The following is a 14,304-nucleotide window of genomic DNA, read 5'->3' on the forward strand; positions in this document are numbered from 1 at the left end:
GAGCCGGGCGGTGAGAGCGTTCTCCCGCAGCAACGGCGGGGATCGGCGTCCCGAAGATCACATTTCGGCATCGCCTGGACAAATTCGCCGCCCGCGCTTTACTCCCCCCGATCGAAGGAATATGTTCTCTCCGTGGACAAAGCCCCTCGGGGCTCTCCCGCCCTCCCGGGCGACGACACGACGACGTGCGCCACACGTGCACGCCTCTTGTCGTCCTCTCCCTCGGACACTGCTTTCAGAGAGGAATGCACTCCATGAAGTTCTCCCGCGGCATCACCACGCTGGCCGCCGCCGGCATCATCTCCCTCGGCCTCGCGGCCTGTTCCGCGAGCCCCGCCAACTCCGGAGGCGCCGCTGCCGGCGCCGGCGCGGAAGGCGACTGCACCGTCGGCATCTCGATGCCCACGCGCAGCCTCGAGCGCTGGATCAACGACGGCGAAGGCCTCCAGTCGCAGCTCGAGGGCGACGGCTGCACCGTCGACCTCCAGTACGCCGACAACAAGACCGATCAGCAGATCTCGCAGATCCAGAACCAGATCGCCGGCGGCTCCAAGATCCTGGTCATCGCCGCGATCGACGGCGAGGCGCTCGCGCCCGTCCTCGCCGAGGCGAAGAAGCAGAACGCCACCGTCATCGCCTACGACCGTCTCATCAACGGCACCGCGGACGTCGACTACTACGCGACCTTCGACAACTACAAGGTCGGCCAGCTCCAGGGCCAGTACATCGAGTCGACCCTCGACCTGAAGAACGCCGCGGGCCCCTTCACCCTCGAGCCCTTCGCCGGCAGCCCCGACGACAACAACGCGAAGTTCTTCTTCTCCGGCGCGTGGGACGTCCTGCAGCCCTACATCGAGAGCGGCAAGCTCACCGTCCCCTCGGGCAAGTCGCCCGCGTCGGACGACGACTGGGCCTCGATCGGCATCCAGGGCTGGGCCTCCGACAAGGCGCAGTCCGAGATGGACAACCGCCTCTCGTCCTTCTACACCGGCGGCCAGAAGGTCGACGTCGTGCTCTCCCCCAACGACAGCCTGGCCATCGGCATCGAGGCCTCGCTGAAGTCGGCCGGCTACACCCCCGGCGCCGACTACCCGGTCATCACCGGCCAGGACGCCGACAAGGCCAACGTCAAGGCGATCCTCGCCGACGAGCAGTCGATGACGGTCTGGAAGGACACCCGCACCCTCGGGGACCGCGTCTTCCAGATGGTGCAGTCGATCGTCGCGGGCGAGGAGCCCGAGGTCAACGACACCGAGACCTACGACAACGGCGAGAAGGTCGTCCCGTCCTACCTGCTGGAGCCGCAGGTCGTCACGAAGGACGACGTGCAGTCGGTCCTCGTCGACTCCGGCTTCCTCAAGGCCGGCGACGTCGGACTCTGATCCGTCGGGCGGGGGCGGGGAGGAGCGATCCTCCCCGCCCCCGCCTCCCCGTCCGCACACCACTCCCCCCAACGAAGTGAGGCCCTGTTGGCCAGTCCCATCCTCATCATGCGCGACATCGTCAAGGAGTTCGGCGGCGGCGTCCGCGCCCTCGACGGCGTCTCGCTCTCGGTCCAGCCCGGCGAGGTCCACGCCATCTGCGGCGAGAACGGCGCCGGCAAGTCGACCCTGATGAAAGTCCTCTCCGGCGTGTACCCGTACGGCAGCTTCGAAGGCACCATCGAGTTCGAGGGCGAGGAGGCGCAGTACCGGTCGATCAACGACAGCGAGGCCGACGGCATCGTGATCATCCACCAGGAGCTCGCCCTCAGCCCCTACCTCTCCATCGCCGAGAACATCTTCCTCGGCAACGAGAAGTCGACCCGCGGCGTCATCAACTGGAACGCGACCAACGCGGAGGCGGCCAAGCTGCTCGCCCGCGTCGGCCTCGCCGAGAGCCCCGCGACCAAGATCCTCGAGCTCGGCGTCGGCAAGCAGCAGCTCGTCGAGATCGCCAAGGCCCTCGCCAAGGAGGTGAAGCTCCTCATCCTCGACGAGCCCACCGCCGCCCTCAACGACGAGGACAGCGACCACCTGCTCGGCCTGATCGACCAGCTCCGCAAGCAGGGCATCACCTGCATCATCATCAGCCACAAGCTGAAGGAGATCCGCGCCATCGCGGACACGGTCACGATCATCCGCGACGGCCGCACCATCGAGAGCTTCCCGATGGCCGGCGAGGAGGCGTCCGAGAGCCGGATCATCCGCGCGATGGTCGGCCGCGACCTCAACAGCATGTTCCCGCCGCGCGACCCGCAGATCGGCGAGGAGAAGCTGCGCGTCGAGAACTGGACGGTCCACCACCCCGTCGACATCAACCGCGTGGTCGTCGACGACGCCTCCTTCACCGTCCGCGCCGGCGAGATCGTCGGCTTCGCGGGCCTGATGGGCGCCGGACGCACCGAGCTCGCGATGAGCATCTTCGGGAGGAGCTACGGCACCGGCATCTCCGGCCGCGTCTACAAGGACGGCAAGGAGATCCAGACCCGCACCGTCGACGAGGCGATCCGCAACGGCCTCGCCTACGCGACCGAGGACCGCAAGCGCTACGGGCTCAACCTCATCGGCGACATCACCGTCAACGTCTCGGCCGCCGCGCTCTCGCGCCTGGCCCGGCTCGGCGTGATCGACAAGCACCGCGAGTACAAGGTCGCCGACTCGTACCGATCGAAGATGAACATCAAGGCGCCGACCGTCTCGGCCGTCACGGGGAAGCTCTCCGGCGGCAACCAGCAGAAGGTCGTCCTCTCGAAGTGGATCTTCTCCGGTCCCGACGTGCTGATCCTCGACGAGCCCACCCGCGGCATCGACGTGGGAGCCAAGTACGAGATCTACGGGATCATCAACGAGCTCGCGGCCCAGGGCAAGGCGGTCGTCGTCATCTCGTCCGAGCTGCCCGAGCTGATCGGCCTCGCCGACCGCATCTACACCATCTCCGAGGGACGGATCACGGGCGAGATCGATCGCGCCGACGCCACCCAGGAGCACCTCATGCACTACATGACCGCCGGAAAGGAACAGGCCCGATGAGCGCCACGACCACCACAGCGCCGGCGGACACGCCCGCCAACACGCCCTCCACCCCGCCCAAGCGCTCGCGCCGGCTGAACATCAACCTCCGGCAGTACGGCATCCTCGCCGCACTGGCCATCATCATCCTGCTCTTCCAGGTGCTGACCGGCGGGCGCCTGCTCCTGCCCGGCAACGTCAACAACCTGATCCAGCAGAACGCCTACGTGCTGATCCTCGCGATCGGCATGGTGATGGTCATCATCGCCGGCCACATCGACCTCTCGGTCGGCTCGGTCGTGGCGATGGTCGGCGCCATCTCGGCGATCGCGATGAACAACTGGGGCCTGCCCTGGTGGGCGGCCGTCGTCGTCGCCCTCGTCACCGGCGCCGCCGTCGGAGCATGGCAGGGCTTCTGGGTCGCCTTCGTCGGCATACCGGCGTTCATCGTGACCCTCGCGGGCATGCTGATCTTCCGCGGCTTCACCCTCGTCCTCCTCACCGGCGGAACGATCAACGGCCTCCCCACCGAGTTCACCGCGATCGGCGCCGGCTGGCTGCCGGGCGTCCTCGGCGGCATCGCCGGCCGCGACGCGCTCACCCTGGTCCTCGGCCTGATCGTCTGCGTCGTCCTCGTGGCCCAGCAGCTCCGCAGCCGCGCGACCCTCCGCCGCCTCGAGCTGCCCCGCGAGCCCATCGGCTCGCTGGTCGCGAAGTCGGCCATCGCCGTCATCGCGATCATGGCCCTCTCCTGGCTGCTCGCCGGCTACAGCGGAACCCCGATCATCCTGATCGTGCTCGCCGTGCTGATCCTCGCCTACAGCTTCGTGCTCGGCCGGACGGTCTTCGGCCGCCACATCTACGCGATGGGCGGCAACCTGTTCGCCGCGATGATGTCCGGCGTCAAGACGAAGTGGGTCAACTTCTTCATCTTCGTCAACATGGGCGCACTGGCCGGAGTCGCGGGCATCGTCAGCACCGCCCGCGCCGGCGGTGCGGTCGCCTCGGCCGGACAGAACTACGAGCTGGACGCGATCGCCGCGGTCTTCATCGGCGGCGCCGCCGTCCAGGGAGGCGTGGGCACCGTCGTCGGAGCCGTCATCGGCGGACTCGTGATGGGCGTGCTCAACATGGGCCTCTCCATCCTCTCGGTCGACGCGGCCTGGCAGATGGCGATCAAGGGCTTCGTGCTCCTGCTCGCGGTGGCGTTCGACATCTTCAACAAGCGCCGCGCCGGCGGCCGCTAGGCGAACGCCGGGCGCCGCCCAGCGGCGCTCCTCGTCCTTCTCTTCTACAGTTCTCGGGCGCGGCTTCTCCTCGGGGGAGCCGCGCCCGAGTGCATCCGAGACCCGTCGGGGTCCAGCGACAGGCAGGCGATCATGGCAGGAGCAGTCGGAGCCTCCAGCAACGCGCTGCTGCGCCGCACGAACCTCGCGAGCCTCGCGACGCTGGTGCACCGCTCCGGTCCCACCAGCCGCGCCGAGCTCGGCCGCCTCACCGGGCTCAACCGCTCCGCCGTCGCGAACCTCGTCGGCGAGCTGAGCGAGCTCGGCTGGGTCGCGGAGGAGACCACCGCGCCCGACGGCCGCATCGGCCGCCCCAGCGCCACCGTCGTCCCCGGCGACCGGTTCGCGGCCGTGGGCGTCCACCTCGACACCGACGCGATCATCGTCGGCCTCGTCGGCCTGCACGGCGAGCTGCTGCGCCGCGTCCGCTTCGACACCCCCAAGCCCGCGAGCCCCGCCACGGTGGTCCGCGTCGTCACCGGGATCGTCGAGGGCTTCCGCTCCGAGCGGGAGTCGCTCCGCACGCTGGTCGGCGCGGGCGTCGCCGTCCCCGGCCTCGTCCAGGCCGACTCCGGCTTCATCCACCGCGCCCCGCACCTGGGCTGGCGCGACGTCGACCTCGCCACCCAGCTGAGCCGCGCCCTCGACCTCCCGGTCGCCGTCGGCAACGACGCGACCCTCGGCGCCATCGGCGAGTCCCTCTTCGGAGCCGCGCACGGCGTGGCCGACGTCGTCTACGTCACCGGCGGCGCGGGCGGCATCGGCGGAGGAGTCATCATCGGCGGCGTCCCGCTCCAGGGCTCCTCGGGGTTCGCGGCCGAGCTGGGCCACACCCTCGTCGCCACGAACGGCCGCCTCTGCGGCTGCGGCCGGCGCGGCTGCCTCGAGGCCGAGGTCCGGATGCGCTCCCTCCTCGACGTCCTCGGCGCCCGCGTCCTCGACCAGGACGAGCTCGACATCGCCCTGGGCACCTCCCGCGACCCCGCCGTCCTCGGCGAGGTCGCCCGCCAGGTCGACCTGCTCTCGGAGGGCCTGTCCACCTACATCAACCTCTTCAACCCCACCGCGGTCGTGCTGGGCGGCTTCCTCGGCTCGCTGCTCACCGTCGACCGCGAGCGCCTCGCCGCCCGCGTCTCCGCCCGGGCCCTGAGCGACCTCGCGCGCGGCGTGCGGATCGAGCGGGCCGCCCTGCGCTCGAGGCTGGAACTCGTCGGCGCCGCGGAGCTACCCTGGCGGCGGGCGCTGGCGGATCCCGCCGCCGTCACCGGGGGCGCGCAGCCGCCGGGTGGGAGCAGCAGCCGCGAGGACGCTCTGGGCGCCCGCGCCTGACCCCGGCACTCGAGTGCCGGCACCGCGTCGAGGAGGACGACCATGGCCGACTGGAACGACACGATCATCGAGGAGTTCCGCGCGAACGGCGGGACCGTGACCACGGGCGGCTTCGGGAAGAGCCTCGTGCTGGTGCACCACCGCGGCGCCCGCTCCGGTGAGGAGCGCGTGACTCCGCTGATGGCGCTGCACCCCTCCGAGGACGTCTGGCTGCTCGCCGCGTCCGCCGCCGGTGCGCCCAAGCACCCCGCCTGGTTCCACAACCTGATCGCCCACCCGGACCTGGCGATCGAGACCCCCGACGACGGCACCGTCGACGTCCGGGCGCGCGTCCTCGCCGGGGAGGAGCGCGACGCCGGCTGGGCCCGCTTCACGACCACCTCCGCCGGCTTCCTCGACTACGAGAAGCGCACCACCCGCACCATCCCCGTCGTGGAGCTCACCCGCCGCTGACCGCGGCTCGTCAGCGCAGCGGCACGGGCACCGTGTCCGGCGTGCTCCAGCGCAGCGCGATCCGCTCGCGGAAGCCGCCGCTGCGCAGCTCCGCCTCGAGCGCGTCGATCACCACGGGGAGCAGCGCGCGCCGCTCGATCAGCAGGTCGAGCACGAGCCGGTCGCCGGAGGTCAGCAGCACCGGGCCCGATCCGGGCAGCACCGCGATCCACTGGCACTCCCCCACCTGCACGCTCCGGTGCCGGCGGAGGCGTCGGAGCAGCTCGGGCAGCGCCCGCGGATCGAGGGCGGACACGTCGGCACGGAGGGCGATCACCCCGCGAGCGTGCCCGCGCCGGACGACCTCCCGCCGACCTCCCGGTGAACACCGCCCCTCCGCGGGACGCCGTCCGCAAGAACGACACGACAGGAGCCCGCCCCGCGGCGCACCGCACCCGGGAACGGGAGAAGCCCCCGACCGGACATCCGATCGGGGGCTTCTTCTCCGGTTCTCTCGAACTCCGGTTCTCATGAACTCTGGTGCGCGAGGGGGGAGTTGAACCCCCACGCCCTTTCGGGCACACGGACCTGAACCGTGCGCGTCTGCCTATTCCGCCACTCGCGCTCACCAGCGGCACCGAAGCGCCGACGAGAAATCGTAGCATCCCCCGGCCTCCGAGCCGAACCGGCACCCGCCGCCCCGGGCCGTCGCTCCCCCGGGAGCCGCCTCCGGGCCGCCCCGGTGAGAGCGCGCACACGGCACTCCGGCCGCGAAACCACCGCGGAGGATCGCGCATCCAGACCATCCCAGTAACATGCCCGTAGCCGTGCGCGGCGCAGACCAAGAAGAGGAAGCGGCGACGGGCGCGCAGACATCTCGATCCGTGCGCGACCGCCGAGAAGGCGAAGAACCGGAAGATCGGAAGACTGTGGGCATACTGGACAACTTCGAGAAGGGACTCGAGCGCGTCGTCAACGGCGCGTTCGCGCGGACCTTCAAGTCGGGTCTGCAGCCGGTCGAGCTCGCCTCCGCCCTCCGCCGGGAGCTCGACACCACCGCCGCCGTGGTCAGTCGCGACCGCATCCTCGTCCCCAACAGCCTCGTCCTGCGGATGTCCGCGACCGACCTCGACCGGATGCAGCGCCTCGGCGCCACCCTGATCGACGAGCTCACCACGGTCGCCACCGAGCACGCCACCAAGCAGGGCTTCCGCTTCCCCGGCCCGATCGACATCTCCCTCGCCGTCGATCCGGCGCTCAGCGACGGCATGGTCGAGGTCGACTCCCGCAGCGTGAAGGGCACCGTCGCCTACACGCCCGTCCTCGACATCGACGGCCGGCGCCACCCGATCACGAAGGCGCGCACCGTCATCGGCCGCGGCAGCGACGCCGACATCACCGTCGACGACTCGGGCACCTCCCGCAAGCACGTCGAGATCCTCTGGGACGGCTCCCGCGCCCAGGTGCACGACCTCGGGTCCACGAACGGCTCCAAGCTCGACGGCCGGCCCGTCACGCAGGCGCCCCTGGCCCCCGAGCAGACCATCACGATCGGGCGCACCTCGATCGTCTACCGCGTCGTGCAGGGCTCCGCGCCCGCACGCACCGACCGCCCGTCGTCCGGCAGGGCAGCCGGACGCGGCTCCGAGGGATTCTGGGACGACCGGCTATGAGCGAGCTCACTCTCTTCCTCCTGCGCATCGCGTTCCTCGCGCTGCTGTGGTTCTTCGTGTTCGGCATCGTCTACGCGCTGCGCTCCGACCTGTTCGGGCAGCGCGTGCGCAAGCTGCCGCCCGGCGCGCAGGCCGCGTCCCCCGAGGCCCCGTTCGTGACGGCGGCCCAGCCCGTGGTCGCCGCGGCCGCCCCGGCTCCCGCGCCCGCGCAGCCCGCCTCCCCGTCGGCCCCCTCGGCCCGGAGGAGCCGCGAGGCCGCCGCCGAGCGCGCCGAGCAGGGAGGCGCCGCCACCGTCCACACGGCGCAGCGCCTCGTGATCACCTCGGGCCCCAAGCGGGGCACCGAGCTCGAGCTGACCGGCGACCCGCTGACGATCGGCCGCTCCGCGGAGTCGACGCTGGTCATCCGCGACGACTACACCTCGACCCACCACGCGCGCCTGCTCCTCTGGAACGACGAGTGGATGATCCAGGACCTCGACTCCACCAACGGCACCTTCCTCGACGGCCGCCGCGTCGGCGCGCCCACCAAGGTGCCGCTGGACACGCCCGTGAAGGTCGGCACCACCACCTTCGAACTGCGGCGGTCGTAGCGCGTGGCCCCCACTCCGGAGAGCGGCTCCGGCCACGGCGCGGTGCGCGAGAGCGCCGCCGTCTCGCACGTCGGCAGGATCCGCTCCAACAACCAGGACTCCGGCTACGCGGGCCGGCAGCTCTTCGTCGTCGCCGACGGCATGGGCGGCCATGCGGGCGGCGACGTCGCCTCCTCCATCGCGATCAAGCGCATCGCGGAGGCGGACCGCGTCTACGCCTCCACCTACGAGGCCGAGGACGAGCTCAAGCGCACCCTGCTGGCGGCCAACACCCTGCTGGCCGACGCCGTGGTCGACCACCCCGAGCTCACCGGCATGGGCACCACCGTCAGCGCGATCGCCCGCGTCGGCGAGTCGGTGGCGATCGCGCACATCGGCGACTCCCGCATCTACGTCCTCCGCGACGGCCGGCTCGAGCAGGTCACGACCGACCACACCTTCGTGCAGCGCCTCGTCGACTCCGGCCGCATCACGGAGGAGGAGGCGATGACGCATCCGCGCCGCTCCGTCCTGATGCGGGTCCTCGGCGATGTGCACACCAACCCCGAGATCGACACGCTCACGCTCGAGACCGAGCCGCACGACCGCTGGCTGATCTGCTCCGACGGCCTCTCCGGCGTCGTCCCGCACGACGAGATCCTCAAGGAGCTCAGCCGCGACGAGACCGCCCAGCAGGTGGCCGACCGCCTGATCCGCGACAGCCTCTCGCACGGCGCCCCGGACAACGTCACCGTCGTCGTCCTCGACATCCCCGGGGCGGGCGACACCGCGCGCATCCTCGCCCCCGTGGAGGAGCCGGTGGTCGTCGGATCCGCCGCCGCGCCCACGCCCTTCAGCACCGACGACTCGCAGAACCGCGTCCGGATCCCCGGCCTCCGCCTGCACACCCGCGCTCCCGCCGCGCAGGGCCCCACCCACTTCGAGCCCGCGTCCGAGGACTACCTCGACGAGCTGATCGAGGAGGACCGCCGCCGGCACCTGCGCCGCCGCATCACCTGGCTCGTCGGCCTGTCCCTCGTGCTCATCATCGGATTCCTCGGGATCCTCTTCGCCTACGACTGGACGCAGTCGCGCTTCTACGTCGGCACCGATGGGGACACCGTGATCATCTACCAGGGCATCCAGCAGTCGGTCGGCCCGCTCTCGCTCTCGGAGGTGAAGGAGGACACGGGCATCCCGCTCGACTCCCTCCGCGCCTACGACGTCGAGCAGCTGGAGCAGACGATCAGCGCCGACTCCTACGCCGGCGCGGTCGACATCGTCGAGCGCCTCACGGACGCGAACGGAGCACCATGACGGACGCCGCCACGGCCACCGCCCGCCCCGCCCCCGAGCGGCAGGGCTTCTTCCGCCAGAAGCTGCGCAATCTCGAGCTCCTGCTCCTGATCGGCGCATGCCTGATCGACGCCGGCGCGATCGTGCTCGTGCAGCTCGGCGCCCTCGGCTCGATCGACACCACGCTGGTCTCGCTGGGCGCCGGCCTCTCGGCGCTCGTGCTCGCCGTGCACGTCGTGCTGCGCTTCGCGGCCCCGGCGGCCGACCCCTTCCTCCTCCCGATCGCCACCGTGCTGAACGGCCTGGGCGTCGCCGAGATCTACCGGATCGACATCGCCGACGGCGCGACCGGCTGGGAGTCGGTCGCGGTGCGGCAGATCTTCTGGAGCGCCCTGGCCGTCGTCGCGGCGATCGTGGTGCTGCTGGTCATCCGCAACCACCGCGTGCTGTTCCGCTACACCTACGTCGCCGGGTTCGCGGCGATCGTGCTGCTCCTGCTGCCGCTCCTGCCCTTCATCGGCCGCGAGGTCAGCGGCGCGCGCGTGTGGATCGGGATCGGCGACGTGGCGAGCTTCCAGCCCGGCGAGATCGCCAAGATCGCCCTCGCGGTCTTCTTCGCCGGCTACCTCGTGCGCAACCGCGACTCCCTCTCGATGGTGGGCCGCACCGTCCTCGGGATGCGCTTCCCGCGCCTGCGCGACCTCGGCCCGATCCTGGTGGTCTGGGCTGTCACGATGGGCGTCATCGTCTTCCAGCGCGACCTGGGGACGGCGCTGCTCTACTTCGGCCTGTTCCTGGTCATGCTCTACGTCGCGACCGGGCGCACCAGCTGGGTCCTCATCGGCGTCGGCCTGTTCCTCGGCGGCGCGCTGCTGGCGAGCCAGACGCTCGACTACGTGGGCAACCGCTTCGCCAACTGGCTCGAGCCGTTCAGCGCCGAGCGCTACGGGGCGGATCCGGGCGGCAGCTACCAGCTCGTGCAGGGCCTCTTCGGCCTCGCGCACGGCGGGCTGCTCGGCACGGGCCTCGGCCAGGGGATGCCGGATCTCACGCCGGTCCCGCAGTCCGACTACATCATCGCCAGCCTCGGCGAGGAGCTGGGCCTCGCCGGGCTCTTCGCGATCTTCGGCCTCTACCTCCTGCTGGTCTCGCGCGGGTTCCGCATCGGCTTCGCCGGGCAGGACGACTTCGGGCGCCTCCTGGGAGTCGGCCTCTCGTTCGTGATCGCCCTGCAGTGCTTCATCGTCATCGGAGGCGTCACCCGCGTCATCCCGCTGACCGGCCTGACCACGCCGTTCCTCGCCGCCGGCGGCTCCTCCCTCGTGGCGAACTGGATGATCGTGGCGGTGCTGCTGCGCCTGTCCGACACAGTCCGCAGTCAGCCTCGTCTGGTGGTGTGATCCGTCGATGAACCGAGAACTCAAACGGGTGAGCCTCGTCGTGCTGACGATGTTCGTGGCCCTCTTCCTCTCCACCACCACCATCCAGGTGATCCAGGCCGACTCCCTCGACGAGGACGGCCGCAACACGCGGACCCTCTACGAGAGCTTCTCGACCGAGCGCGGCGCGATCCTCGCCGGCGGTCAGCCGATCGCCTCCTCGACGCCGTCGGACGACCTCTACAAGTTCCAGCGGCAGTACGCGAACGGCCCGCTCTACTCCGCCGTGACCGGCTACTTCACCCTGAACCAGGGCACCACCGGCATCGAGCGCACGCTCAACGACTACCTCTCGGGCACCTCGAACTCGCAGTTCTTCGACGAGATCAACAACCTCGTCACGGGCCAGGACCCGAAGGGCGCGTCGGTCGAGCTCTCGATCGACCCGGTCGCCCAGCAGGCCGCCTTCGACGCGCTCGGCGACTACACGGGGGCCGTCGTCGTGACGGAGCCGGCCACCGGCCGCATCCTCGCGATGGTCTCGAAGCCCACTTTCGACCCCACCGCGCTCGCCTCCCACGACACCGACGACGTCCTCGCCGCCTACCGGGCGCTGAACGACGACTCCTCCGAGCCCCTCGTGAACCGTGCGATCGGCGGCTCGCTCAACCCGCCCGGCTCCGTCTTCAAGCTCGTCGTGGCCTCGGCCGCCCTCGAGTCCGGCCGCTTCACCGCCGACTCGAGCTTCCCCAACGTCGAGTCGTACACGCTGCCCGGCTCCTCGTCGCAGGTGATCAACTCCGGAGGCGGTCTCTGCGGCTCCGGAGAGACGGTCACGCTGGCCACCGCCGTCTCGCTCTCCTGCAACGTCCCGATGGCCGAGATGGGCGTGCAGCTGGGAGCGGACGCGATCCGCTCCCAGGCCGAGAAGTTCGGCTTCGACACCGAGCTCGAGATCCCGATGTCGGTCGAGGCGAGCACCTACCCGACGAAGACGGACGACGCCCAGACGGCCCTCACCGCCTTCGGGCAGTACGAGGTGCGCGCTACGCCGCTGCAGATCGCCATGGTCTCCGCGGCGATCGCGAACGGCGGCGAGGTGATGCAGCCGAACCTGGTCGACTCGATCCGCTCGCAGGACCTCAGCGTGCTGCAGCAGTTCCAGGAGAAGTCGCTCGGCCGGGCGGTGAGCACGCAGACCGCGGACGCCGTCAAGGCGATGATGGTCGCCAGCGTCCAGGGCGGCGCGGCGACGAATGCAACAATAGGGGGCGTCACTGTGGCCGGTAAGACCGGTACCGCCGAGAACGGCGGGGACGACCCGTACACCCTCTGGTTCACCGGCTTCGCGCCTGCGGACGACCCGCAGTACGCCATCACCGTGCTCGTGGAGAACGGTGGAGGGCTCGGCCAGACCGGGTACGGCAACCTGATCGCCGCACCCATCGGACAACAGGTACTAGAGGCGGTGCTGAACAAATGAGACCCACGACAGGCCTCACCTTCGGGGGACGCTACGAGCTGCAGTCCCGGATCGCCATCGGCGGCATGGGAGAGGTGTGGCAGGCGACCGATCTCGTCATCGGCCGCACCATCGCGATCAAGATCCTGAAGGACGAGTACCTCGGCGACCCCGGCTTCCTCGAGCGCTTCCGCGCCGAGGCCCGCCACGCGGCGCTGGTCAACCACGAGGGCATCGCCAACGTCTACGACTACGGCGAGGAGGACGGCTCCGCCTACCTGGTCATGGAGCTCGTCCCCGGCGAGGCGCTCTCGACCGTCCTCGAGCGCGAGCGCGTCCTCTCGACCGACAAGGTCCTCGACATCGTCGCGCAGACCGCGCTCGCCCTGCACGCCGCGCACGCCGCGGGCCTCGTGCACCGCGACGTGAAGCCGGGCAACCTGCTCATCACGCCGGACGGCCGCGTCAAGATCACCGACTTCGGCATCGCGCGCATCGCCGACCAGGTCCCGCTGACGGCGACCGGCCAGGTCATGGGCACGGTCCAGTACCTGTCCCCGGAGCAGGCGAGCGGCCAGCCCGCCTCCCCCGCCACCGACATCTACTCGCTGGGCATCGTCGCGTACGAGTGCCTGGCCGGGCGCCGCCCCTTCACGGGCGAGTCGCAGGTCGCCATCGCGATGGCGCAGATCAACGACACCCCGCCGGAGCTGCCGGTCACGGTCGCGGAGCCGGTGCGCAACCTCGTCTACTCCTGCATCGCCAAGAAGCCGGCCGACCGCCCCGCCACCGCCGCGCACCTCGCGCGGGCGGCTCAGGCGCTGCGCTCGGGCGACGTGCGCGGAGCGGCGCTGGCCGTCCCCGCGGTCCTCAGCGACCTTCCCGCGACGCAGGCGACCACGGTCCTCCCCTCCAACCAGGGCGCGACGCAGGCGACCACGGTGCTGCCCTCCGGGGCGCCCGCGGCGGCCGCCGCTCCGTTCGTGCCGATCGAGGAGCCGCTCGAGGCGGCCGAGGAGCCGCGCAGGCGCAGCCCCTGGACCTGGCCGCTGATCGCCCTCATCGTGATCCTCGCCGTCGTCATCGCGGGCACGATCTTCGCCCTGACGACCGGCGGGAGCAGCGACCCGGCCGCGTCCCCCACCGCGACGACCAGCACGGCCCCGTCGCCGACGCCGTCCGAGACTCCGAGCCCCACGCCGACGCCGACCTCCAACACGGTCGTCATCGACAAGGCCGACTACGTCGGGCGCTCCTTCGACGACGTCGAGACCGAGCTCGAGGCCCTCGGCATGGGCGTCCGCCGCGCGGACGGCCCGAGCGCCCCCACCGCCGAGCAGGTCGGACTCGTCGAGGACGTGAACCCCACCGCGAACGTGGTGAAGGGCACGACCATCGAGGTCTCCGTCTTCACCGAGGTCGCGACCCCGGACGCACCGACCGCCGTGCCGACCGTCACCCCCGCCGCCTCCAGCGTCGAGGCGGGCGCGACGTTCAACGTCACCTGGAGCAACTACAACCAGTGCCCGAGCGGAACCTCCGTGAGCGGTTACCGGGTGACCGCGACCGGTGAGGGCGCGAGCGTGACGAGCACCAACCCGTCGAACTCGACGACCGCGACGATCCAGGCCGGCACCACGGCCGGCACGATCGACGTCACGTACACCGTGCTCTGCGGCGAGTCGGAGTCGGCGGCCTCGCCCACCCTCTCCGTCACCGTCGAGGAGCCGGCTCCGACCCCGGCGCCGACCCCCACCTCGAAGGCCACCTCGACGTCCACCCCCTCCGAGTAGCGGCGGCGCGCCGGGTCGGGGCACCGCTCCGGCCCGGCGCCTCGCGGCCGTCGCGTCGCGCCCCCGCCCGGAACACCAGGGGCCCATAGGTA

At 71.0% G+C, this 14,304-nt stretch carries 12 protein-coding genes and 1 tRNA gene; 11 read left to right on the forward strand and 2 right to left on the reverse strand.

Translation table 11 applies throughout. The features are described from left to right. Positions 1-254: 254 nt before the first annotated feature. The 5 genes from chvE to C5D50_RS03835 all read left to right on the forward strand — a co-directional run bounded on the left by chvE (position 255) and on the right by C5D50_RS03835 (position 6,058). Entirely contained in the window at positions 255-1,382 is a 1,128-nt protein-coding gene (gene chvE / locus C5D50_RS03815; protein ID WP_374952918.1) for a multiple monosaccharide ABC transporter substrate-binding protein, read from the forward strand. A 108-nt stretch (positions 1,383-1,490) separates the two neighbouring features. After that, positions 1,491-3,011, forward strand: coding sequence for a multiple monosaccharide ABC transporter ATP-binding protein (gene mmsA / locus C5D50_RS03820; RefSeq protein ID WP_104255654.1), 1,521 nt, complete (start codon positions 1,491-1,493; stop codon positions 3,009-3,011). After that, positions 3,008-4,237: a multiple monosaccharide ABC transporter permease gene (gene mmsB, locus C5D50_RS03825; protein ID WP_104222654.1), complete on the forward strand. Its 1,230-nt coding sequence runs from the start codon at positions 3,008-3,010 to the stop codon at positions 4,235-4,237. The genes mmsA and mmsB overlap by 4 nt, the downstream gene beginning before the upstream one ends. Positions 4,238-4,369: 132 nt before the next feature. Further along, positions 4,370-5,605, forward strand: a complete 1,236-nt coding sequence (locus tag C5D50_RS03830) for an ROK family protein (RefSeq protein WP_104282792.1) — start codon at positions 4,370-4,372, stop codon at positions 5,603-5,605. Positions 5,606-5,647: 42 nt separating this feature from the next. Beyond that, positions 5,648-6,058: a nitroreductase/quinone reductase family protein gene (locus tag C5D50_RS03835; RefSeq protein ID WP_104282793.1), complete on the forward strand. Its 411-nt coding sequence runs from the start codon at positions 5,648-5,650 to the stop codon at positions 6,056-6,058. A 10-nt stretch (positions 6,059-6,068) separates the two neighbouring features. Here the strand turns inward: C5D50_RS03835 and C5D50_RS03840 are convergent, their stop codons facing one another. Both C5D50_RS03840 and C5D50_RS03845 read right to left on the reverse strand, forming a co-directional pair. Next, positions 6,069-6,374, reverse strand: coding sequence for a hypothetical protein (locus C5D50_RS03840; protein WP_104282794.1), 306 nt, complete (start codon positions 6,372-6,374; stop codon positions 6,069-6,071). A 201-nt stretch (positions 6,375-6,575) separates the two neighbouring features. After that, positions 6,576-6,662: transfer RNA gene (locus tag C5D50_RS03845), tRNA-Leu, on the reverse strand. Positions 6,663-6,966: 304 nt separating this feature from the next. Between C5D50_RS03845 and C5D50_RS03850 the strand changes: the two genes are divergently transcribed. The 6 genes from C5D50_RS03850 to C5D50_RS03875 are packed head-to-tail and all read left to right on the forward strand — an operon-like array spanning position 6,967 to position 14,212. Next, complete coding sequence (locus C5D50_RS03850; protein ID WP_104222658.1) at positions 6,967-7,710, forward strand: DUF3662 and FHA domain-containing protein; 744 nt, start codon at positions 6,967-6,969, stop codon at positions 7,708-7,710. Continuing rightward, complete coding sequence (locus C5D50_RS03855; protein WP_104225776.1) at positions 7,707-8,303, forward strand: FHA domain-containing protein; 597 nt, start codon at positions 7,707-7,709, stop codon at positions 8,301-8,303. Before C5D50_RS03850 ends, C5D50_RS03855 begins: the two co-directional genes overlap by 4 nt. A gap of 3 nt (positions 8,304-8,306) precedes the next feature. Continuing rightward, complete coding sequence (locus C5D50_RS03860; protein WP_244229533.1) at positions 8,307-9,599, forward strand: Stp1/IreP family PP2C-type Ser/Thr phosphatase; 1,293 nt, start codon at positions 8,307-8,309, stop codon at positions 9,597-9,599. Beyond that, positions 9,596-10,978 carry an FtsW/RodA/SpoVE family cell cycle protein gene (locus tag C5D50_RS03865; protein ID WP_104225777.1) on the forward strand — a complete coding sequence of 461 codons (1,383 nt, stop codon included), beginning with the start codon at positions 9,596-9,598 and terminating at the stop codon, positions 10,976-10,978. Before C5D50_RS03860 ends, C5D50_RS03865 begins: the two co-directional genes overlap by 4 nt. A gap of 7 nt (positions 10,979-10,985) precedes the next feature. Continuing rightward, positions 10,986-12,440, forward strand: a complete 1,455-nt coding sequence (locus tag C5D50_RS03870; protein WP_104232999.1) for a penicillin-binding protein 2 — start codon at positions 10,986-10,988, stop codon at positions 12,438-12,440. Next, on the forward strand, positions 12,437-14,212 hold the full coding sequence (locus tag C5D50_RS03875) for a protein kinase (RefSeq protein ID WP_104282795.1): 1,776 nt from the start codon (positions 12,437-12,439) through the stop codon (positions 14,210-14,212). Before C5D50_RS03870 ends, C5D50_RS03875 begins: the two co-directional genes overlap by 4 nt. The last annotated feature ends 92 nt before the right edge of the window (positions 14,213-14,304 follow it).

Source organism: Rathayibacter sp. RFBD1, assembly GCF_002932915.1.
Classification (GTDB): Bacteria; Actinomycetota; Actinomycetes; order Actinomycetales; family Microbacteriaceae; genus Rathayibacter.